Consider the following 22,487-nt stretch of genomic DNA (forward strand, 5'->3'; position numbering starts at 1 on the left):
TCGCGCGGGCATTCAACCGATAATGCGCGTAGTGATGATTTCCCCTTGAAATAGTCCCCTGTTTTACAGGGGATTTTCCGTTTTCTGGCTAACCTGAAGATCCTGATGACTAACAACGCTTCCCGCTCCCCGTTTTCCCGCTGGCTGAAATGGCTTCTGTTGTTGCTTGTGCTGTTGATTGTGGCGGGCGTGATCTGGCGCGTGGTCGGTGGTCACGGCGGCATGCCGGGCGGCGGAAAGCCGCCGGGCGCACGCGGCGGTCATCGCGGTGGCGCGGGCGGCCCGCCGGGCATGGCGATGATGATGGGCGGTGCCACGCTGGTACACAGCGGCGTTGCCAGCAGCGCGGATGTGCCGGAATACCTCAACGCGCTCGGCACGGTGATCCCTAACGCCAGCGTCACCGTCACCAGCCGTGTCGCCGGACAGCTGGAAAAAGTGTTCTTTAACGAAGGGCAGAAGGTCAGCGCCGGCCAGCTGCTGGCGCAGATCGATCCGCGCAGCTATCAGGCCACGCTGGCGCAGTATCAGGGCGATCTCAATCAGAATCAGGCGTTGCTGAAAAGCGCGCAGTTAACGCTGGTGCGTTATCAGAAACTGGCGGCGCAGGACTCGCTGTCGCGCCAGGATCTTGATACCCAAACCGCCACCGTCGGCCAGTACAAAGGTGCGGTCGCCGCTGATGAAGCGCAGATCGCCAGCGCCAAACTGGATATCGAGTATGCGCGCATCACCTCGCCAATCAGCGGACGCGTCGGTTTGCGTCTGGTCGATCCCGGTAATATGGTGCAAACCACCGATACCACCGGCATCGTGGTGGTGACGCAGATGCAGCCCGCCGCCGTGACCTTTAGCGTGCCGCAGGGCAACATTCCGCAGCTGACCAAAGCGCTGCACGGCGGGCAAAGTCTGCCCGCCACCGCCTTTGATCAGGACAACAGCCGCGCGCTGGCGCAGGGCGAGGTGAAGTTCATCAGCAACCAGATCGATACCGCGACCGGCACCATTGAGCTGAAAGCCAGCTTCGCGAATGAAGACGAATCGCTGTTCGCTAACCAGTTCGTCAATCTGCGGCTGCAAACCAACATCCTGAAACATGTCACGGTGATCCCGGCGCAGGCGCTGCAGCTGAGCAGCGACGGCAGCTTCGTATTTGTCATCAACCAAGACAACACCGTGACGCGCAAAGCGGTCACCACCGGGCCAACGTTTGGTGAAGATCAGCAGGCGATTCTCAACGGAGTGGAACCGGGCGATCGTCTGGTGACCGAAGGCATCGATCGCCTGACCAACGGCAGCAAAGTGCAGCTGGCGGATGAGCGCAAAACCACCGCGACCGCCGAGGCCAAATGAATCCGTCTCGCCTGTTTATCCAGCGTCCGGTCGCCACCATTTTGCTGATGGTCGGCGTGCTGATCGCCGGGATCTTCTCCTACCGTTTTCTCTCCACCTCGGCGCTGCCGCAGGTGGATTACCCAACCATTCAGGTCACCACGCTCTATCCCGGTGCCAGCCCGGATGTGATGGCGTCGTCCGTCACCTCGCCGCTGGAGCGCCAGCTCGGGCAAATGGCCGGGCTAAGCCAGATGACCTCCACCAGTTCAAGCGGATCGTCGATCGTTACGCTGAAGTTCAGCCTCGATCTGTCGCTGGATGTCGCCGAGCAGGAAGTGCAGGCGGCGATCAATGCTGCCAATAACTTGCTGCCGAGCGATCTGCCCAATCCGCCGACCTATAAAAAGGTTAACCCAGCCGATACCGCCGTGATTACGCTGGCGGTGAGTTCCGACACGCTGCCGCTGACGCAGGTGCAGGATCTGGTGAACACGCGCGTGGCGCTCAAGCTGTCGCAGATTAACGGCGTTGGCATGGTGACGCTGGCGGGCGGCCATCAACCGGCGATTCGCGTGCAGATGGACCCGAAAGCGCTGGCGGCGCATCAGCTGTCGCTGGAGGACGTCAACACGCTGATCGGCAACAGCAACGTGAACGGCTCGAAAGGCGGCTTCGACGGCAAATATCACTCGGTGACCATTGACGCCAACGATCAGCTGCGCACCGCCGATGAGTACGGCAATTTGATCATCACTTACCAAAACGGTGCGGCGCTGCGGCTAAAAGATATCGCGCATATCGAGCAGGGACCGGAGAACAGCTTCCAGTCGGCGTGGGCCAACAACAGTCCGGCGATTGTGATCAGCGTGCAGCGCCAGCCGGGCGCCAACGTGATTCAGGTGGTGGACAGCATCAAAGCGCAGCTGCCGAAGCTGCAGGCGGCGCTGCCGGACGGCGTGAAGATGAGCATCTTGTCGGATCGCACGCAAACCATTCGCGCCTCGATCAGCGACGTGCAGTTTGAGCTGATGCTGTCGGTGGCGCTGGTGGTGATGGTGACGTTCCTGTTCCTGCGCAACGTGGCGGCGACGCTGATTCCCAGCGTGGCGGTGCCGCTGTCGCTGATTGGCACCTTCGGCGTGATGTATCTGGCCGACTTCAGCCTGAATAACCTATCACTGATGGCGCTGACCATCGCCACCGGCTTCGTCATTGACGATGCGATTGTGGTGGTGGAGAACATTTCGCGGCGGCTGGAAGAGGGCGAAACGCCGATGCAGGCGGCGCTGAAAGGCTCGCAGCAGATTGGCTTCACCATCATCTCGCTGACCTTCTCACTGATTGCCGTGCTGATCCCGCTGCTGTTTATGGGCGACGTGGTTGGGCGGTTGTTCCGCGAATTTGCCATCACGCTGGCGGTGTCGATTCTGGTGTCGATGGTGGTGTCGCTGACGCTGACGCCAATGCTGTGCGCCTATCTGTTGCAGCACATTCCGCCGGAAAAACAGTCGCGCTTCTCGCGTAAAGGCGGCGAACTGTTCGACAAGCTGGTGCGCGGCTATGACCGCATGCTGACGGTGGTGCTGAACCATCAGAAGCTGACGCTGCTGGTGGCGCTGGCGACCTTTGCGCTCACCGCGCTGCTGTATATCGCCATCCCAAAAGGCTTCTTCCCGACCCAGGATACCGGGCTGATTCAGGGCGTCACCGTGGCGTCGCAGGATGTGTCGTTTAGCGAGATGTCGAAGCGGCAGCAGGCGCTGGCGAAAGTGATTCTGCAAAATCCGTCGGTGGAGAGTTTGTCCTCAACCATCGGTATTGATGGCAGCAACACCAGCCTGAATAGCGGGCGCATCCAGATCAACCTCAAGTCGTTTGAGCAGCGCGACGACAAAGCCGACGTGGTGATCAAACAGCTGCAACAGGCGGCGCAGCAGGTGGCGGGCATTCAGCTCTATCTGCAACCGGCGCAGGATTTGACCGTCAACGATCAGGTGTCGCCGAGCCAGTATCAGTTCACGCTGGATGATGCCGACAGCGAAAACCTGGTGCGCTGGACGCCGAAGATGGTCGCCGCCTTGCAGCAGCGTCCGGAGTTTAACGGCGTGGTGAGTAACCTGCAGGATCAGGGCCGCGTGGCTTACGTCGAGCTAAACCGCGATAAAGCGGCGCGCTACGGCATTACCGCCGCCGACGTCGATACCGCGCTGTACAACAGCTTCGGTCAGCGTCTGGTCTCCACCATCTTTACCCAGGCCAATCAGTATCGCGTGGTGCTGGAAGTGGCGCCGCAGTATCAGCAATCGCCCGCTTCGTTTGATGATGTCTATTTGCCGGTGACCTGCGCGAGCAGCAGCACGTCCACCACGGATGACACCACCACAACCACCACCGGCATGGTGAAGCTCACGTCCATCGCCACCATTCACCAGCGCACCGGTTCGCTGATGCACATGCGCCTCAATCAATTCCCGGCGGTGATGGTGTCGTTCAATCTCAACAAAGGCTATTCGCTGGAAGAGGGGCAGAAGGCGATTGCCACAGTAACGCAGCAGCTCAATTTGCCGTCGAGCATCACCTTGCGTTATCAGGGCGAAACCTCGGCATTCCAGAGCGCCACCGGCAACACCCTGTGGCTGATTCTGGCGGCATTAATCACCATGTACGTGGTGCTCGGCATTCTCTATGAGAGCTTTATCCATCCGGTGACCATTCTCTCGACGCTGCCGTCGGCAGCGGTCGGCGCGCTGTTGACGCTGCTGCTGGCGGGCAGCGAGTTCAGCCTGATCGCGCTGATTGGCGTGATTCTGCTGATCGGTATCGTCAAGAAGAACGCGATTATGATGATCGACTTCGCGCTGGAGGCGGAAAACAAGCAGCACATAAGCGCGCGGGACGCGATTCATCAGGCCTGTTTGCTGCGCTTCCGCCCGATTCTGATGACCACCATGGCGGCGTTGCTCGGTGCGCTGCCGCTGATGCTGGCGTCCGGTTCCGGTGCCGAGCTGCGGCAGCCGCTCGGTCTGGTGATTGTTGGCGGTTTGATCGTCAGCCAGGTGCTGACGCTGTTCTCTACGCCGGTAATTTACCTGTGGTTTGATGGCATCGCGCAGCGCGGCAAGCGCTACATGCAGCGCAAGCAGCAGCAGGCGCGGGGCGAGCGATGAACCTCACCCGGCTGTTTATCTTCCGCCCGGTTGCCACGTTATTGCTGACGCTGGCGATCCTGCTGCTGGGCGCGTTGGGCTATCGGCTGCTGCCGGTGGCGCCGCTGCCGCAGGTGGATTTCCCCACTATCATGGTGAGCGCCAGCCTGGCCGGTGCCAGCCCGGAAACCATGGCAGCCACCGTCGCTACGCCGCTGGAGCGTTCGCTGGGGCAGATTGCCGGCGTCACCGAGATGACCTCCAGCAGTTCGCAGGGATCGACCAGCGTGATTTTGCAGTTTGACCTCGATCGCGACATCAACGGCGCAGCGCGTGACGTGCAGGCGGCGATCAACGCCGCACGCAGTTTGCTGCCGAGCGCGATGGAGTCGCTGCCGACCTATCGCAAAGCCAATCCATCGGATGCGCCGATTGTGATGCTGGCGCTGACGTCCGCCACGCGCACGCCGGGCGAACTCTACGATCTGGCCGAAAGCAAAATCGAGCAGGCAATGGGCCAGGTGAAAGGCGTGGGCGAAGTGTCGCTGATGGGCAGCGCCTTACCGGCGGTGCGCATCGATCTGCAGCCGCTGAAGCTGGCGCAATATGGAATTTCGCTGGATACGGTGCGCAGCGCCATCGCCAACAGCACCAGCAATAAGCCGAAGGGGATTTTGCAGGGCAGCAGCCAGTCGTGGGTGGTGGACAGCAACGGCCAGCTGGATAAAGCCGCGCAGTATCAGGATCTGATCGTTACGTATCAAGAGGGCAAAGCGGTGCGGCTGCATGATGTCGCCACCGTGTATGACTCGGTTGAAGATCAGTATCAGGCCGGTTTCCTCAATGCCATGCCATCGGTGATGGTGGGCATTAAGCGCCAGGCCGGTGCCAACATGCTCGACACCATTGATGCTATCAAAGCGCAGCTGCCGGCGCTGGAAAAAAATCTGCCCGCCGATACGCAACTGAAAGTGGTGGTGGATCGCTCGCCGACGGTGCGCGCCTCGCTGTATGACACCGAAGAGACGCTGCTGGTGGCGATGCTGCTGGTGATCGCCGTGGTGTTTGTGTTTCTGCGTAACGTGCAGGCGGTGATTATCCCGGCGCTGGCGCTGCCGGTCTCGCTGATTGGCACCTGCGCGGTGATGTATCTGCTGGGTTACAGCCTCGATAACCTGTCGCTGATGGCGCTGATTATCGCCACCGGCTTTGTCGTCGATGACGCGATTGTGGTGCTGGAAAACATCACGCGCCATATCGAAGAAGGGCTCAGTCCGCTGCGCGCGGCGCTGCGTGGCGCGCAGGAAGTGAGTTTTACCGTGCTGTCGATGACCATGTCGCTGATTGCGGTGTTCATCCCGATTCTGCTGATGGGCAGCATCGTCGGACGCTTGTTCCGCGAATTTGCCGTCACGCTGACGGTATCGCTGCTGATTTCGATGTTTGTCTCGCTGAGCCTGACGCCGATGCTGTGCGCGCGCCTGCTGAAGCCAAAGCCCAAAGTCACGCAACGCCCGCATCCGCTGTATCAGTTTATCGAAAACCAACTTAACGCATTGCTGGCGGCTTATTCGCGCGGGTTAACCTGGGTGATGGCGCACCAAAAGCTGACGATGTTCAGCCTGGTGCTGACCGTGCTGCTCAACCTGTTCCTGTTTTCCGTGGTGCAGAAAGGCTTTTTCCCCAATCAGGATACCGGCCTGCTGATGGGCGCGCTGCGTGCCGACCAGAACATCTCCTTCCAGGCGATGAAGCCGAAAATGTTGCAGTTCACCCACATTATCCAGTCCGATCCGGCGGTGGAGAGCGTGATGTCGTCGATGGGCAGCGGCATGTTCGGCTCGCGCAACAGCGCCAACTTCTTTGTGCGCCTGAAGGATTTTGACAAGCGCGATGCCACCGCCACCGAAGTGGCGAACCGCCTGAGTATGAAAACCAGCCATATTGCCGGCGCGCAGATGTTCCTGATGGCGGCGCAGGATCTGCACATCGGCGGGCGCAGCGCCAACGCCACCTATCAATACAGTTTGCAGGCCGACGATCTCGATCTGCTACGTGAGTGGACGCCTAAAGTGCAGGCGGCGCTGGCGGCAATCCCGCAGCTGAACAGCGTCGATTCCGACTCGCAAACCGGCGGTCAGGAAGTGGTGATTAATATCGATCGTGACCGCGCGAAACGGTTGGGCGTGGATGTGCAGATGCTCGACACCCTGCTGAATAACGCTTTCAGCCAGCGTCAGGTCGCTACGCTCTATCACACGCTTAATCAGTATCATGTGGTGATGTCGCTGCAGGATAGCTACACGCGCGATCCGGCGATTTTGCAGCAGCTGTATGTGATTAACGACAGCGGCGATCGCGTGCCGCTCGCCGCATTCGCCAGCTTCAAGGGCGGCAACGCGCCGCTGTCGGTGGCGCATCAGGGCCAATCCGCCACCAGCACCGTGGCGTTTAACCTTAACGACGGCGTGTCGCTGGAGCAGGCGCAGGCGCTGATTAAGCAGGCGATGGCGCAGCTCGGTTTGCCCTCCAGTATTCAGGCCGGTTTTGCCGGCACCGCCGCCGCCTTCGCCCAGCTTACCGCCACCATGCCGTGGCTGATTATCGCGGCGCTGGCGGCGGTGTATATCGTGCTCGGTGTGCTATATGAGAGTTACATCCATCCGATCACCATTCTCTCAACGCTGCCGTCGGCGGGCGTGGGCGCGCTGCTGTTGCTGCTGCTGACCAACACGCAGCTGACGGTGATCGCGCTGATCGGCATCATCCTGCTGATTGGTATCGTGAAAAAGAACGCCATCATGATGATCGACTTTGCGATTCACGCCGAGCGCAGCCAAGGCATGACGCCGCAGCAGGCGATCACCCAAGCCTGTTTGATGCGTTTCCGGCCGATCATGATGACCACGCTGGCCGCCTTCTTTGGCGCGCTGCCGCTGGCGCTGGGCAGCGGCGGCGATGCCGACTTACGTAGCCCGCTCGGGCTGGCGATTGCCGGTGGTTTGGCGCTGAGCCAATTATTAACGCTGTTTACTACGCCGGTGGTTTATCTCTGGCTCGACCGTTTAAGCCGCGCCACGCAACGTCAGTGGCAGCGGTTGCGTCATGTGGAATCCCGATAGATGAAAATGTCTCTGAAAATTACGCCGTTGCTCACCGTGATGTTGCTGGCGGGCTGCGCGGTTGGCCCCGATTATCAGCGCCCGAGCATGGCGATGCCGACCCATTTCAAAGAAGCCAAAGGCTGGACGCAGGCGACGCCGCAGGATGCAAACAGCAAAGGTGAATGGTGGCAGGTATATCACGATGCCACGCTGGCTAGCCTGCTGAAGCAGGTGAGCATCTCCAACCAGAACGTTGCCAGCTATGCCGCGCAGTACCGCGAAGCGCAGGCGTTAGTTGGGCAATCACGCGCGGAGTTGTTGCCGTCGCTAGGCTACGACGCCAGCAGCACGCGCAGCGGCAGCCGCGCCAGCGCCAGCGATCAACGTAGCGTCAGCAACAGCCATGCCGCCGATCTCAGCGCCAGCTGGGAGCTGGATGTGTGGGGCAAACTGCGACGCACGCTGGAGGAGAACCATGCCAGCGCCGAAGCCAGCAAAGCCGAGCTGGCGAATATCACCTTGAGCGCGCAGTCCGAACTGGCGCAGGACTATTTCCAGCTGCGCATCATCGACGAGAAAATCGCGCTCTATCAGCGCAGTATCGCGGCCTATCAACGCTATCTGACGGTGATTGAAAACAAATATGCGGCGGGCAGCGAATCACGCGCCACCTTAGCGCAGGCGCAGATGCAGCTGGAGAGCGCCCGCGCCTCGGCGCAGGATTACCAGTGGCAGCGTGCACAGATGGAGCACGCGATTGCCTTGCTGCTGGGCCGAGCTCCGGCGGATTTCTCCTTGCCGGTGGCGAAGCTGGAGGCCGCGCTGCCCGCGATCCCGAACAGCGTGCCGTCGCAACTGTTGCAGCGCCGTCCCGATATCGCCTACGCCGAGCGCAACGTGGCGGCGGCGAATGCGGCGGTCGGCGTGGCGATTGCCGGTTACTATCCCGATTTGACGCTGAGCGCCAGCGGCGGCGTGAGTTCATCGGCGATCAACAGTTTGTTCTCGCTGCCCAATCGCGTCTGGTCTTTGGGGCCGGAGCTGAGCGGTACGCTGTTAGATTTCGGCGCCACCTCAGCGAAAGTCGAACAGGCGCGCGCCGCCTATGATGCCAGCGTTGCCAGCTATCGCCAGTCGGTGCTGACCGGCATGGGCGAAGTGGAAGATTATCTGGTGCAGCTGAATACTTTGCAGGGCGAAATCGCCGCACAGCAGCGCGCCACCGACGCAGCGCAGGAATCGGCGCGCGTAACGCGCAATCAGTATGATGCCGGAATGATCGACTATCTCGACGTCGCCACCACCGAAAACAGCAGCCTGAGCGCGCAGCAGAGTTTGCTGTCGCTGCAGAGCACGCAGTGGGTCAGCAGCGTCGGTCTGATCGCCGCGCTGGGCGGTGGCTGGCAGGCGGATACGCGGTAAAACCAGGTCGCCATGAATGGCGTAATGCTTGTTAGTTAAGAAAGCATTTTTGGTGCGGGCTCTGACACATCTGCTGCGTCACGGGCCGTCCTCGCGCCGCTAACGCGGTGCCTTCGGCTTCCACGTCGTGCCGACGGATCGTTCGTGGATCGGCCGTCCTGGCCGCCCCGAACTGCCTCACGCATCCCTGCGTGAGGCTCCTGGCCCAACGTAAAAGCCTCAGCGCTGCGAATGGCCCTTTGCCGCAGCTGACGCGCCAGCGCCTCTGGCAAATGTTGCCCTTTTCAGCAGCACACACTGAAGCTTCGGGACAGGCCGGGGACGCTTTTGGGCCGGCAATCCGCAGCGCTGAACGAAGCGAGGAAGCCAGGAGAGCCCGCAGGACGCGGGCGAAAGGCGGAGCCGGGACAAGGAAGTCCCGTCTCCGCCGGTCCGTCAGGCAGACGAGCGAAGTGAAGGCACCGCGCTAGCGGCGCGAGGACCGCCGGACCACAAGTGGCCCCGGCCTGCGCACTCATCGTTGACTTAACTGACAAGCATTACGCCATGAATGGCGGCCCTACGCCCGCTATTGCGTTTAAATCACCACGCCACTTGTCGAAAATCCCCAGATCCTGCATCGTAAGAGCCATTTTTACGATTGCTAAGGAGCTGGCATGCTACTCACTTTTTTCCGTTTCCTGTTCCGCCTGCTGTGGCGTGTGGAACTGCGCGGCGACCTCGCGGCACTGCATAAAGAGAAAGTGCTGATCACCCCCAATCACACGTCATTTCTGGATGGGGTATTACTGGCGCTGTTTCTGCCGATCAAACCGGTGTTTGCGGTCTATTCCTCGATCAGCGATCAATGGTTCATGCGTCTGCTGAAGCCGATTATCGACTTCGTTCCGCTCGATCCCACCAAGCCAATGTCGATCAAACATCTGGTGCGCATGATCAATCAGGGCCGTCCGGTGGTGATCTTCCCGGAAGGGCGCATCACCGTGACTGGATCGCTGATGAAGATCTACAGCGGCGCGGGCTTTGTGGCGGCGAAATCCGGTGCCACCGTGGTGCCGATGCGTATCGAAGGCGCGGAATATACGCCGTTTGGTCGTCTGGCGGGCGTGTTTAAACGGCGCCTGTTCCCGCGCATCACCTTAACGGTGCTGCCGCCAACGGTAATCCCAATGCCTGAAGCCAAACGCGCGCGCGATCGCCGCACGCTGGCGGGCGAGCACCTGCATCATGTGATGATGGAAGCCCGCATGGCAGTGCGTCCGCGTGAGACGCTGTTCGAGGCTTTCCTGAATGCGCGTCAGCGTTATGGCGCGATGAAGCCGTGCATCGAAGACGTCAACTTCAAACCGGATAGCTATACCGGTTTGCTGAAGAAAGCGCTTGGCGTGGGCCGCATTCTGGAGCGTTACAGCCAGCAAGGTGAATACGTCGGTCTGCTGCTGCCGAACGCCACGGTGACAGCGGCGGCGATTCTCGGTGCCTCGCTGCGCGGGCGCATTCCGGCGATGCTCAACTACACCGCAGGCGTGAATGGCATGCGTGCGGCGTTGACCGCATCGCAGGTGAAAACCGTGTTTACCTCGCGGCAGTTCCTCGAAAAAGGCAACCTGTGGCACTTGCCGCAGGGACTGACCGAAGTGCAGTGGATCTATCTGGAAGATCTGAAAGATACCGTTACGCTGCAGGACAAATTGTGGATTGTGGCGCATCTGCTGATGCCGCGCCGTGCGCTGGTGGCGCAGCAGCCGGAAGATGCGGCGATGGTGCTGTTTACCTCCGGTTCGGAAGGCCATCCCAAAGGTGTGGTGCACTCGCATAAAAGTCTGCTGGCGAACGTTGAGCAGATTCGTACCGTAGCGGATTTCACCCCGCGCGACCGCTTTATGTCGGCGCTGCCGCTGTTCCATGCTTTTGGTTTAACCGTTGGCCTGTTTACCCCGTTGCTGACCGGTGCGCAGGTGTTTCTCTATCCGAGCCCGCTGCATTACCGCATCGTGCCGGAGCTGGTTTACGACCGTAACTGCACCGTGCTGTTTGGTACCTCAACCTTCCTTGGCAACTATGCGCGTTTCGCCAGCCCGTACGATTTTGCGCGTCTGCGCTATGTGGTGGCGGGCGCGGAGAAACTGCAGGAAGCGACGCGTCAGATCTACATGGAAAAATACGGCATCCGTATTCTCGAAGGCTACGGCGTGACGGAGTGCGCGCCGGTGGTGGCGATCAACGTGCCGATGGCGGCGAAAAATCACACCGTGGGCCGCATTCTGCCGGGCATGGATTCGCGTCTGATTTCGGTGCCGGGCATTGAGCAGGGCGGTCGCCTGCAGCTGCGCGGTCCGAACGTGATGAACGGGTATCTGCGCGTGGAAAATCCAGGCGTGCTGGAAGTCCCGGTCGCCGATAACGGCGAAGGCGAGATGGAAGCGGGCTGGTACGACACCGGCGATATCGTCAGCTTTGATGAAGGCGGTTTCTGCCAGATTCAGGGCCGTGCGAAACGCTTCGCCAAAATTGCCGGTGAGATGGTGTCGCTGGAGATTGTGGAGCAGATTGCGCTGAAAGCCTCTAACGAGAAGCAGCATGCGGCGTCGCTGCGTCCGGACGGTAATCGAGGCGAAGCGTTGGTGCTGTTTACTACCGACAGCGAGTTGGGCCGCGACACGCTGCTGAAAGCGGCGCGTGAAATTGGCGCGCCGGAACTGGCGGTGCCGCGCGATATCCGCGTGATGAAACAGCTACCGATGCTGGGTAGCGGCAAACCGGACTATGTCAGCCTGAAGCAGCTGGCGGAAGAGGAGCAGGCATGAGCCAGGCGTTAAATAACGATGCACCGCTGTTATCGCGCAACATGCTGGCGGTGATTGTGGCGCAGTTCTTCTCGGCATTTGGCGACAACGCGCTGTTGTTTGTGACGCTGGCGGTGCTGAAAAATCAGTTCTATCCGGACTGGAGTCAGCCGATCCTGCAAATGCTGTTTGTGGCCGCTTACATTCTGCTCGCGCCGTTCGTGGGCCAGATGGCGGATAGCTTTGCCAAAGGTCGGGTAATGATGTTCGCCAACAGCCTTAAGCTGCTCGGCGCGCTGGTTATCTGTTTCGGCTTCAATCCGTTCCTCGGCTATACGCTGGTGGGGATTGGCGCGGCATCCTATTCGCCAGCCAAGTACGGCATCCTGACGGAGATCACCAGCGGTGAACGCCTGGTCAAAGCCAACGGCTTAATGGAAGGTTCGACCATTGCGGCGATTCTGCTGGGTTCGGTGGCGGGCGGTATTCTGGCGGACTGGAACCTGGTCGCCGCGCTGGTGGTGTGTGCCATGACCTATGCGATGGCGGTGGTGGCGAACATCTTTATTCCGCGTCTGACGGCAGCGCGTCCCGGTCAGAGCTGGCATTTTGGCGCCATGCTGCGCAGTTTCATCGCGGCCACTAAGCTGCTGTGGCGCAACGGCGAAACGCGCTTCTCGCTGCTCGGCACCAGCTTGTTCTGGGGCGCGGGCGTGACGCTGCGTTTCCTGCTGGTGCTGTGGGTGCCGGTGGCGCTCGGCATCAGCGATAACAAAACCCCGACCACGCTGAATGCCATGGTGGCGATTGGCATCGTGATTGGTGCGGCAGCGGCAGCGAAGCTGGTGACGCTGCAAACCGTGCGTCGCTGCATGCCAGCCGGTGTGCTGATTGGCGTGATGGTGGTGGTGTTCGCGTTGCAAACCAGCTTGCTCAATGCCTATCTGGTTTTGATGCTGATTGGTGCGCTGGGTGGTTTCTTCGTGGTACCGCTCAATGCGCTGCTGCAGGAGCGTGGCAAGGCATCCGTGGGTTCAGGCAATGCGATTGCGGTGCAAAATCTCGGTGAGAATACCGCGATGCTGCTGATGCTGGGATTGTATACCGTGGCGATTAAGCTGGGCGCGCCTGCGGTGGCGACCGGCGTCGGATTCGGCGCGATTTTCGCCGTGGCGATTGCGGTGTTGTGGTGGAAAGCGCGGAAGTAACAAAAGCATAGCGTCGTAGCGGCGCAGTGTATTGCGCAATGGCGAATGCCGCACAAAGGGAAAAGTGTGCGGCGTTTTTAAAGCGCGCGATAAATCGCGCCGCTACGGTGTGGTGCGATTTATGGCGCTGGATAGGTAAACTGGCGATGAATCGCTTCCAGTTCCTCTAGCACCTCGGCATTCAGCGTCAGATTGAAACTCTCAACGTTAATCTTCAGCTGCTCCAGCGTGGTGGCGCCCAGCAAGGTGCTGGCGACAAACGGCTGTTGACGCACATACGCCAGCGCCATCTGCGACGGATCCATATTGTGTTTCTGCGCCAGCGCAACATAGGCTGCAATCGCCTGCTGTGACTGATCGCCGCTGTAGCGGGTAAAGCGACTAAACAGCGTATTGCGCGCACCGGCGGGTTTCGCACCGTTCAGGTATTTGCCACTCAACGTACCAAACGCCAGGCTGGAATACGCCAGCAACTCGACGCCTTCATGCTGGCTGATCTCCGCTAAACCAACCTCGAAGCTGCGGTTCAGCAGGCTGTACGGGTTCTGGATGGTAACGATACGCGGCAGCTCATGCTTTTCAGCCAACTGCAGATAACGCATCACGCCCCACGCAGTTTCGTTCGACACGCCAATGTAGCGAATCTTACCGGCGCGCACCTGTTCGGTCAGCGCTTCCAGCGTCTCCAGCAGCGTCACCGGCACGCTGGAATCGGTGTATTGATAACCCAGCTTGCCGAAGTAGTTGGTCTGACGCTGCGGCCAGTGCAGCTGATAGAGATCGAGATAATCGGTGTTCAGACGTTTCAGGCTGGCATCCAGCGCTTCGCGGATGTTTTTGCGATCCAGCGCCTGGTTCGGGCGAATCGAGGCATCCGCGCCGCGTACCGGGCCGGCTACTTTGCTGGCGAGGATGATTTTGTCACGGCTGCCGCGCTTCTTCAGCCAGCTACCAATGTATTGTTCGGTTAATCCCTGGGTTTCCGGGCGCGGCGGCACCGGATACATTTCTGCGGTATCAATCAGGTTGATGCCACTGCTAACCGCGTAATCAAGTTGTGCGTGGGCGTCGGCTTCGCTGTTCTGCTCACCAAACGTCATGGTTCCAAGCCCCAGCTGACTCACTTCCAGCGTGCTATGGGGAATACGGTGATAGTGCATGTGCCGGCATCCTTTTTTCATTATGAAAGGGAATGTTGTGTCCTTTGGGACTATAGCGTGTGAAGCGGCGCGGAAGGAAGAGGGGAAAGTTCGGGAAATCGCCTGCACAAGGGGAAAACGCGTGCAGGCAGGGCAATTTGGCACTTAACGCTCAATGATGGTTGAAACCTCGTCACCATTGATCTGCATCTGATGGCCTTGCTCATCGGTGTACTGTACCAATCCGGTCTCTTTGTCGATGGCGGGTTTGCCATCTGTCATGATCATGCGGCCATCTTTGGTCGCCATGACGTAATCACTGCTACAACCACTCAATAACAGCGTCACCAAGGTTAAACCTACTGCACTCACCAACCCTTTCATTCTTATCTCCTTCTCGCGACTTCAACAGCAAAAGTGTAGTAATAAATGCTTTCGTCGTTAGGAGTAATCGCATCATTCCTAAAATTATCGGCAGCAATATGCATTTACAGTAAAAAATGTCGCGCCAAAAGCGGACCGGTGAAGCTTTTCTTCAGATAAAAGCCGCGCGGCAGCGTCATGATTGGCTCGCCGTGTTCGCCAATCGCTTCGGTCAACGCTTTGCTGTTGGCGGCTTTAGGGCGGATTTGCAGCCAGGCACCGTGACGTGCGGTGATGCGCTCCACCTGACCGAGCACAATCATATCCATCAACTCTTCCCAGTCTTCGCGCAGCTGTTGCTCCTCTTCTGCACTCGGATGCCACAGCAGCGGCGAACCGACGCGGCGTTCGGCCAGCGGCAAAGCACGATCGCCTTCGATCGGGATCCACAGCACCCGCGCCAGTTTGTGCCGCACATGGCTGGTTTGCCAGGTTACGCCGCTATTACCGGTTAACGGCGCGACGCACACGAAGGTGGTCTCCAGCGGTTTGCCCTGCGCATCTACCGGAATCGTTTTCAGCTCAATGCCGAGATGGGCGAAATCCTGCTCGGCTTTGCTGCCAGCGCTGGCACCCAAATGCAGCTCTAACAGCATGCCAACCCAGCCTTTGTCGCGTTTCAAATCTGCCGGAATCGGCAGGTTAATCTGCGCCGCCAGCGCGGCAAAGGTCTGTCCCGCCAGCTGCTGTGCGCGCTGCAGTAATTCCGCTTCGTTTTCAGGTGGCGATGGCAATAACGGTGAGAAGTGCATGCTAAAACCTACATTGGTTAAAGAGTGAACAGTAAACGCGAGCCGGGTTTGTCCACATGGCAGTTAGTTGAATAAAGGTGATAATAGCATGATTCAGCATGCTTTTTTATTTCCATAGAATGGGATGATCCAGTGACATGGCCCGGTTATCCCAGCTTGTTATCGACAATGAACAGGTGTTGAACCTGGTTATCCACAGAAAAGTGGGGTAACACCCTTTTGGTCATACCCCTGTTTCCATTTACAGCCTTGACTTTCGCGTTTTGAACGCTTTTTTTCCTTTCTTTGACCAGGTTTAGGGCATTCTCTGTGGATAAAAACGTCGGTGATGGATCTTTAACCGATCGAAAAAAATGAGCGGAGTATAACTACGGATCCTGGTAACGATTTAACGGTTAATAAGTCATATCCCGATGAATATTATTATTTTTTTGCGTGTTGTTATATTGGGTGATGAGATTTATCCGAAGGGGTTATTCAATTCATTCCCGTGTTCTGCACAAAGCTATCCACAGAAAAGGTGAATAAGATCGCCGATAAATGGGGGCATCTGTTTATAACTTGGCTAATCTCTGTGAGTTATCCTGTTTTTATTCCGCCTGCGGCCCGCTATCCAGTGGTTTACCGCCTGTAAGGAGTGTGAAACAATCAGGCTATTCAAATTTAGCTTTGAGGTAGTCCAGTGATCGATGATGATGGCTACCGCCCGAATGTTGGTATCGTAATCTGTAACAGGCAAGGACAAGTGTTGTGGGCCAGGCGCTTTGGACAGCACTCCTGGCAATTTCCTCAGGGAGGCATCAATCCGGGTGAAACTGCTGAACAGGCGATGTATCGCGAACTGTTCGAAGAAGTGGGTTTACACCGCAAAGATGTTCGAATACTTGCTTCAACCCGAAACTGGTTACGCTACAAGTTGCCAAAACGTTTGGTGCGTTGGGACACAAAGCCGGTGTGTATCGGCCAGAAACAAAAGTGGTTTCTTCTGCAGTTGATGTGCAGTGACGCGGAAATCAATGTGCAGCACAGCAGCACGCCCGAGTTTGATGGTTGGCGCTGGGTTAGCTTCTGGTATCCGGTACGTCAGGTGGTCTCTTTCAAGCGCGATGTATATCGCCGCGTGATGAAAGAATTCGCGGGCGTAGTGATGTCTATGCAGGAGAGTGCGGGGCAGCGTAATAATGCCGCCCAACGACGTAAAAGAGGATAGGCCACGCCCTTTATGCTCACTCAGTTACGCGAAATAGTAGAGAAAGTGGCGAGTGCTCCACGTCTGAATGAAGCACTCGACATTCTGGTAAACGAAATTTGCCTTGCGATGGAAACCGAGGTTTGCTCGGTTTATCTCGCCGATCACGATCGTCGTTGCTACTACCTGATGGCGACACGCGGGCTAAAAAAGCCGCGTGGTCGTACGGTCACGCTGGCGTTTGACGAAGGCATTGTTGGCCTCGTTGGACGCTTAGCCGAGCCGATCAACCTCGCCGACGCGCAAAGCCATCCCAGCTTCAAATACATTCCTTCTGTTAAAGAGGAGCGTTATCGCTCCTTCCTCGGCGTGCCGATTATCAGCCGCCGCCAGCTGCTTGGCGTGTTGGTTATCCAGCAGCGCGAACACCGTCAGTTTGATGAAAGCGAAGAGTCATTCCTCGTCACGCTCGCCACGCAAATGGCGGGATTGCTGTCGCAGTCGCAGCTCGGTCAACTGTTTGGTCAATTCCGTCAGACGCGGGTAAAAGCGATTGCCGCTGCGCCGGGTGTGGCGGTCGCGCCGGGTTGGGTGGATGAAACTCAGCCGCTGCTCGATCAGGTTTCCGCTGCGTCCACGCTTGACGTGCAGCGCGAACGCGAGCGTCTGGTGCTGGCGATGGGCGAGGCCGGCAACGAATTCCGCCGCTTCAGCAAACGCTTTGCTGCCAGCGTGCAGAAAGAGAGCGCGGCGATCTTCGATCTCTATTCGCACCTGCTTACCGATGCGCGGCTGAAAAAAGATCTGTTTGATGAGATCGAGCGCGGATCGGTAGCGGAGTGGGCGGTTAAAACGGTGATCGAGAAGTTCGCCGAGCAGTTCGCCAATTTGCAGGATCAATATTTACGCGAGCGCGCTGGCGATCTGCGCGTGCTCGGTCAACGTCTGCTGTTCCACCTCGATGATTCGCTGGTCGGCACCAATGCCTGGCCGGAACGCTTCGTGTTAGTCGCGGATGAACTCACCGCCACCACGCTGGCTGAATTGCCGCAGGAGCGTCTGGCTGGCGTGGTGGTGCGCGACGGTGCCGCCAACTCGCATGCGGCGATTTTAACGCGCGCGATGGGTATTCCCACCGTGATGGGCGCGGATATTCTGCCAGCGCAGCTCAACAAACGCTTGCTGATTGTTGATGGTTATCGCGGCGAAGTGCTGATCGATCCGGAACCGGTGCTGGTGCAGGAGTATCAGCGTTTAATCAGCGAAGAGAACGCGCTGAGCAAAATGGCCGAAGGCGTGGTCGAGCAGCCCGGCGAGCTGAAAAGCGGTGAGCGCATTCAGGTAATGCTGAATGCCGGTCTCAGCCCGGAACACGAGCAGGCGCTCGATAATTGGGTGGATGGCATTGGCCTGTATCGTACTGAAATACCGTTCATGCTGCACAACGGCTTCCCGTCCGAAGAGGAGCAGGTGGCGCAGTATCAGGGCATGTTGCAGCTGTTCTACGACAAACCGGTGACGCTGCGTACGCTGGATGTCGGCGCGGATAAACAGCTGCCGTATATGCCGATCAGCGAAGAGAATCCATGCCTTGGCTGGCGTGGCATTCGCTTAACGCTCGATCAGCCGGAAATCTTCCTGGTGCAGGTGCGCGCCATGCTGCGTGCCAACGTGGCCTCCGGTAACCTGAGCATTCTGCTGCCGATGATCAGCCATATCGATGAGATCGATGATGCGCGTCGTCTGATCGATCGCGCTGGCCGCGAAGTGGAAGAGATGCTCGGCTATGTGATTCCCAAGCCGCGCATTGGCATCATGATTGAAGTGCCGTCGATGCTGTTTATGATCCCGCATCTGGCGGATCGCGTCGATTTCGTCTCGGTTGGCACCAACGATTTGACGCAATATCTGCTGGCGGTTGATCGCAACAATACGCGCGTGGCGAACCTGTATGATTCGCTGCATCCGGCGATGCTGCGGGCGCTGCACACTATTGCCAGCGAAGCCCGCCAGGCCAAGCTAGAGCTCTGTTTGTGTGGTGAAATGGCTGGCGATCCAATGTGTGTCGCGCTGTTAGTGGGCATGGGATATCACCATCTCAGCATGAACGGCAAGAACGTGCCGCGGGTGAAATATCTGCTGCGCCATCTCGATTTTGAAGAGGCACAGAAGCTCAGCGAGCATGGACTGGCCGCGCATACTGCCTCGGAAGTGCGTCATCTGGTCTCCACCTTTATGGAGCGTCGTGGTTTAGGCGGTTTGATTCGCGGCGGGCGTTAACGGTTACAACTTCACGACCTGTAAAAAAAGTGGCTGTGCTATGATGCGCAGCCTTTTATTGTCCCGTTTCAGGGCAGAAAAATGATGGTGAAAGATGACTGACGGCTACATTTCGTTTCCCCAATTCGATCCGGTAATTTTCTCTATCGGACCGGTTTCGCTTCACTGGTACGGCTTGATGTATCTGGTGGGCTTTGTATTTGCTATGTGGCTGGCGACGCGACGCGCCAACAAACCTGGCAGCGGCTGGAAAAAAGAGGAAGTGGAAAACCTGCTGTATGCGGGCTTCCTCGGCGTATTCCTCGGTGGACGTATCGGCTATGTGTTGTTCTACAACCTGCCGTTGTTCCTTGAGAATCCGCTGTATCTGTTTAAGGTCTGGGATGGCGGCATGTCGTTCCACGGCGGCCTGATTGGTGTGATTGTGGTGATGCTGATTTTCGCACGCCGTACCAAGCGCACTTTCTTCCAGGTAGCGGATTTCATTGCACCGCTGATCCCGTTTGGTTTGGGTGCCGGTCGTCTCGGTAACTTCATCAACGGCGAACTGTGGGGCCGCGTGGCGCCTGATTTCAAATACGCGATGTTGTTCCCCGGTTCACGCAGCGAAGACATCGCGCTGGCAGCCAACAATCCGCAGTACCAGGAGTTGCTGAACACCTACGGCGTGCTGCCGCGTCATGCTTCGCAGCTGTATGAGCTGTGCCTCGAAGGCATCGTGCTGTTCATCATTCTCAACCTGTTTATTCGCAAGCCGCGCCCTATGGGCAGCGTCTCGGGCCTGTTCCTCATCGGCTACGGCGCATTCCGCATCATCGTGGAGTTCTTCCGTCAGCCGGATGCGCAGCTTGGCCTGTTTGAAGGCGGCGTCAGCATGGGACAGATTCTGTCGATCCCAATGATTCTGGCCGGGGTAATTATGATGATCTGGGCGTATCGTCGTCGCCCGCAGCAACAAACTCGTGAGGTAAAATGAAACAGTATCTGGACCTAATGCAACATGTGCTGAATGAAGGCGCAGAAAAGGCCGACCGTACCGGCACCGGCACGCTCTCCATCTTTGGCCACCAGATGCGTTTCAATTTGCAGGACGGTTTTCCGCTGGTCACCACCAAGAAAGTGCACCTGCGCTCGATCATTCATGAGCTGTTGTGGTTCCTGAAAGGTGAGACCAACATCGGTTACCTGAAAGAGAACAAGGTCACCATCTGGGACGAATGGGCCGATGAGAACGGCGATCTTGGCCCGGTCTACGGCAAGCAGTGGCGCAGCTGGGGCAGCGCCTCGGGTGAAGAGATTGATCAAATCAGTAAAGTGATTGAGCAGCTGAAGCGTGACCCCGATTCGCGCCGCATCATTGTCTCGGCATGGAACGTGGGCGAGCTGGATCACATGGCTCTGGCGCCTTGCCACGCCTTCTTCCAGTTCTACGTGGCCAACGGCAAGCTCTCTTGCCAGCTCTATCAGCGCTCATGCGATATCTTCCTTGGTCTGCCATTCAACATCGCCAGCTACGCGCTGCTGGTGCATATGGTGGCGCAGCAGTGCGATCTTGAAGTGGGCGATTTTGTCTGGACCGGTGGCGATACGCATCTGTACAGCAACCATTTAGAGCAGGCGCGCCTGCAATTAACGCGTGAGCCGCGTCCGTTGCCGAAGCTGGTAATCAAGCGTAAACCGTCCTCTATCTTTGATTATCAGTTCGATGATTTCGAGATTGAAGGTTACGATCCGCATCCAGCCATTAAAGCGCCCGTCGCCATTTAACGCCACTCCCGCAAGGTCGCCATTCATGGCGACCACGCCCAAATCGCACTTTAATCCTGAATCTGTCTCACAAAACGCTGTATCTCTCTGCACCTCTCCTCGATTTCCTGAGCAACGTTTCCCAACGTCGATTTCTCTCCCTTGTTGAACTTCATGTTGCTGGGCACATTACCCGCCATGAACAGAAACGATATCCACGGTTTCACTTTGCCCGAACTGTTATTGGTGATGGTGATCGCCGGCATACTTAGCGTCGGCGCGCTGCAGGGTTGGCAGCGCTGGCAGCAATATCAACAGCTGCGCGACAGCGTACTGCAACTGCAGGGATTTCTTCTGCGCTTGCGCGCCCATGCTAACTGGCACAACCGCGATCTCACGCTGTGGGTACAGAGCGGTGAAAACGGCTGTCTTGGGGCGGGACCTAAACCTGCAGAAGGCTGCGCACTGCCCTCGCGCTGGTTATTTAAACCGCCGCACGACAGCGTGCGCCTTGTCGGCATCAATGGTGACGTCGGTTTTTACGGTCGGCGTGATGTCGCGCGTCCTGGCAGCATCGATCTCGCCAGTGCGGCGGGACGCTGGCGCTTAATTATCTCCGCCAGAGCGCGCATCCGTGCCTGTCAGCCGGGAGAGAAAGGATGCGAATAGCGCAACTCGGATTCAGCCTGCTGGAGATGCTGATTGCCATGGCGATTGGCGCGGTGCTGATGATCAGCGTCGGGCGATTTTTACCGCTGCTGCTGGAGCAGAATCTGCGCCTGCAACAGCGCGTGCAGTTACAGCAGGAGCTGCAGCAGATCGCCAATACGCTGCAAAAAGCGCTGCGCCGTGCCGGCTATTGCCACGGCCAGTGCAGCGGTTCGGCGCTAACGATTGCCGCCAGCGGCAGCTGCGTTTTACTGCGCTGGGATGAGAACAGCAACGGGCGCTGGGAAGGCGTGGGCCACAGCGAAAGTGACTATTACGGCTATCGGCTGCGCAGCGGACAGCTTGAAATGCAGCGTGGCGTGGATGAGTGCAACAGCAGCGGCTGGGAGAAACTCTCCGATCCGGCATTTCTCACCATCGATACCTTCAAGCTTGAACGGCAGGGATCGCGTCTGGTGCTGCAACTGGCGGGACACGCCAACAGCCAAAGCGTGGAGCTGGCAAGCTGGATAGAAGGAATCAATCTGTGAAGCAGCGCGGCAATAGCACGCTGGGCATGGTGCTGATGATGTTACTGATGGGCGGACTGACGCTACACGCCACGCGAACGCAGCTCTCGCAAGGCATGGTGTTAGTGGCTGATGAGCAGCTGCACAGTCAGGATTTCTGGCAGGCGCAGGCGGCGTTAATGTGGGGCAGCGTGCAAAACTGGCCGCAGGCCACCGGCTGGCAATGTCAGCAATGGACAGCAGAACAGTGGCAAAGCTGCCTGCTACGAATGGAGGATGACAATGCGTTGTTATCGGGACATGGAGAAGGGCGCGCGCTGTGGCTCTATCGTTGGGTATCCATCCCCAACACGCAACCCCAGCCGCAAGCGCATGGCTGGATCGATTACTGCCCGCTGTCGCAGCCGGCGCTGTGCCAGCCAGAAGCAGCAGGGCTTTAGCCTGGCGGAAACGCTGGTGGCGATGCTGTTGCTGGCGATGACCATCAGCACATTACTGCAATATCATCGCGCGCTGGCGCTGGGGTTTAGCCAGCAGTGGCAGCAACGTCAGGCGTGGCGCGTTGCCGGCCAGGCGCTGCTTGGCCGTGACGTTGAGGGATGGCAGAGTCAGCGCCAGCAGCAGAGTCTGGCGGGCGGCTGCACGCTGGAGCGCGTCACGGTCATGGGGCCACAGCAGCGTTCCGCCTCACTGGCGCAGCTCAATTGCCACTAGCGGTAGGCATCGCAGGTGATAAACGGTAGAGTGGCTCGGCTGCGTTGTTGTCTTGTGTTTAGGAG

17 protein-coding genes are annotated in these 22,487 nt (G+C 58.3%); 14 read left to right on the top strand and 3 right to left on the bottom strand.

Going from position 1 to position 22,487, the window contains the following annotated elements; translation table 11 throughout:
• Positions 1 to 105 precede the first annotated feature (105 nt).
• The 6 genes from MWH02_RS18915 (at position 106) to lplT (ending at position 13,001) form a co-directional block, all read left to right on the top strand.
• Positions 106 to 1,353: an MdtA/MuxA family multidrug efflux RND transporter periplasmic adaptor subunit gene (locus MWH02_RS18915; protein WP_271461241.1), complete on the top strand. Its 1,248-nt coding sequence runs from the start codon at positions 106 to 108 to the stop codon at positions 1,351 to 1,353.
• A complete protein-coding gene (locus MWH02_RS18920) occupies positions 1,350 to 4,502 on the top strand; it encodes an MdtB/MuxB family multidrug efflux RND transporter permease subunit (protein ID WP_271461242.1) in 3,153 nt (1,050 codons plus the stop codon). Before MWH02_RS18915 ends, MWH02_RS18920 begins: the two co-directional genes overlap by 4 nt.
• Positions 4,499 to 7,603: an efflux RND transporter permease subunit gene (locus tag MWH02_RS18925; protein WP_271461243.1), complete on the top strand. Its 3,105-nt coding sequence runs from the start codon at positions 4,499 to 4,501 to the stop codon at positions 7,601 to 7,603. The genes MWH02_RS18920 and MWH02_RS18925 overlap by 4 nt, the downstream gene beginning before the upstream one ends.
• Positions 7,604 to 9,007 (top strand): efflux transporter outer membrane subunit, encoded by a 1,404-nt coding sequence (locus tag MWH02_RS18930; RefSeq protein WP_110867971.1) that lies wholly within the window; start codon positions 7,604 to 7,606, stop codon positions 9,005 to 9,007. It begins immediately after the preceding gene.
• A 656-nt stretch (positions 9,008 to 9,663) separates the two neighbouring features.
• Positions 9,664 to 11,814, top strand: a complete 2,151-nt coding sequence (aas, locus tag MWH02_RS18935; protein WP_222211037.1) for a bifunctional acyl-ACP--phospholipid O-acyltransferase/long-chain-fatty-acid--ACP ligase — start codon at positions 9,664 to 9,666, stop codon at positions 11,812 to 11,814.
• Positions 11,811 to 13,001 carry a lysophospholipid transporter LplT gene (lplT, locus tag MWH02_RS18940; protein ID WP_271461244.1) on the top strand — a complete coding sequence of 397 codons (1,191 nt, stop codon included), beginning with the start codon at positions 11,811 to 11,813 and terminating at the stop codon, positions 12,999 to 13,001. The genes aas and lplT overlap by 4 nt, the downstream gene beginning before the upstream one ends.
• Before the next feature lie 119 nt (positions 13,002 to 13,120).
• On the opposite strand, the gene MWH02_RS18945 is transcribed toward lplT, so the two are convergent.
• The 3 genes from MWH02_RS18945 to mutH form a co-directional block, all read right to left on the bottom strand.
• Positions 13,121 to 14,161: an NADP(H)-dependent aldo-keto reductase gene (locus MWH02_RS18945; protein WP_110867968.1), complete on the bottom strand. Its 1,041-nt coding sequence runs from the start codon at positions 14,159 to 14,161 to the stop codon at positions 13,121 to 13,123.
• 144 nt (positions 14,162 to 14,305) lie between these two features.
• Positions 14,306 to 14,524 carry a YgdI/YgdR family lipoprotein gene (locus MWH02_RS18950; protein WP_101761992.1) on the bottom strand — a complete coding sequence of 73 codons (219 nt, stop codon included), beginning with the start codon at positions 14,522 to 14,524 and terminating at the stop codon, positions 14,306 to 14,308.
• Positions 14,525 to 14,628: 104 nt separating this feature from the next.
• Positions 14,629 to 15,315: a DNA mismatch repair endonuclease MutH gene (mutH, locus tag MWH02_RS18955; protein ID WP_110867967.1), complete on the bottom strand. Its 687-nt coding sequence runs from the start codon at positions 15,313 to 15,315 to the stop codon at positions 14,629 to 14,631.
• Between the two features lie 682 nt (positions 15,316 to 15,997).
• Here mutH and rppH point away from each other — a divergent pair.
• The 8 genes from rppH (at position 15,998) to MWH02_RS18995 (ending at position 22,422) form a co-directional block, all read left to right on the top strand.
• Positions 15,998 to 16,525: an RNA pyrophosphohydrolase gene (gene rppH, locus MWH02_RS18960; protein ID WP_007890933.1), complete on the top strand. Its 528-nt coding sequence runs from the start codon at positions 15,998 to 16,000 to the stop codon at positions 16,523 to 16,525.
• Between the two features lie 12 nt (positions 16,526 to 16,537).
• Positions 16,538 to 18,784, top strand: a complete 2,247-nt coding sequence (gene ptsP, locus MWH02_RS18965; protein WP_008109260.1) for a phosphoenolpyruvate--protein phosphotransferase — start codon at positions 16,538 to 16,540, stop codon at positions 18,782 to 18,784.
• Between the two features lie 94 nt (positions 18,785 to 18,878).
• On the top strand, positions 18,879 to 19,760 hold the full coding sequence (gene lgt / locus MWH02_RS18970) for a prolipoprotein diacylglyceryl transferase (protein ID WP_008109262.1): 882 nt from the start codon (positions 18,879 to 18,881) through the stop codon (positions 19,758 to 19,760).
• Complete coding sequence (thyA, locus tag MWH02_RS18975) at positions 19,757 to 20,551, top strand: thymidylate synthase (RefSeq protein WP_110867965.1); 795 nt, start codon at positions 19,757 to 19,759, stop codon at positions 20,549 to 20,551. The genes lgt and thyA overlap by 4 nt, the downstream gene beginning before the upstream one ends.
• Before the next feature lie 177 nt (positions 20,552 to 20,728).
• A complete protein-coding gene (locus MWH02_RS18980; RefSeq protein ID WP_110868038.1) occupies positions 20,729 to 21,199 on the top strand; it encodes a prepilin-type N-terminal cleavage/methylation domain-containing protein in 471 nt (156 codons plus the stop codon).
• On the top strand, positions 21,190 to 21,729 hold the full coding sequence (locus MWH02_RS18985; protein ID WP_192236491.1) for a prepilin peptidase-dependent protein: 540 nt from the start codon (positions 21,190 to 21,192) through the stop codon (positions 21,727 to 21,729). The genes MWH02_RS18980 and MWH02_RS18985 overlap by 10 nt, the downstream gene beginning before the upstream one ends.
• Positions 21,726 to 22,148, top strand: a complete 423-nt coding sequence (locus MWH02_RS18990; protein WP_192236492.1) for a DUF2509 family protein — start codon at positions 21,726 to 21,728, stop codon at positions 22,146 to 22,148. Before MWH02_RS18985 ends, MWH02_RS18990 begins: the two co-directional genes overlap by 4 nt.
• A complete protein-coding gene (locus tag MWH02_RS18995; protein ID WP_271461245.1) occupies positions 22,081 to 22,422 on the top strand; it encodes a prepilin-type N-terminal cleavage/methylation domain-containing protein in 342 nt (113 codons plus the stop codon). Before MWH02_RS18990 ends, MWH02_RS18995 begins: the two co-directional genes overlap by 68 nt.
• Positions 22,423 to 22,487: the final 65 nt, after the last annotated feature.

Source organism: Pantoea leporis (genome assembly GCF_028048155.1).
Taxonomy (GTDB): Bacteria; Pseudomonadota; Gammaproteobacteria; order Enterobacterales; family Enterobacteriaceae; genus Pantoea; species Pantoea leporis.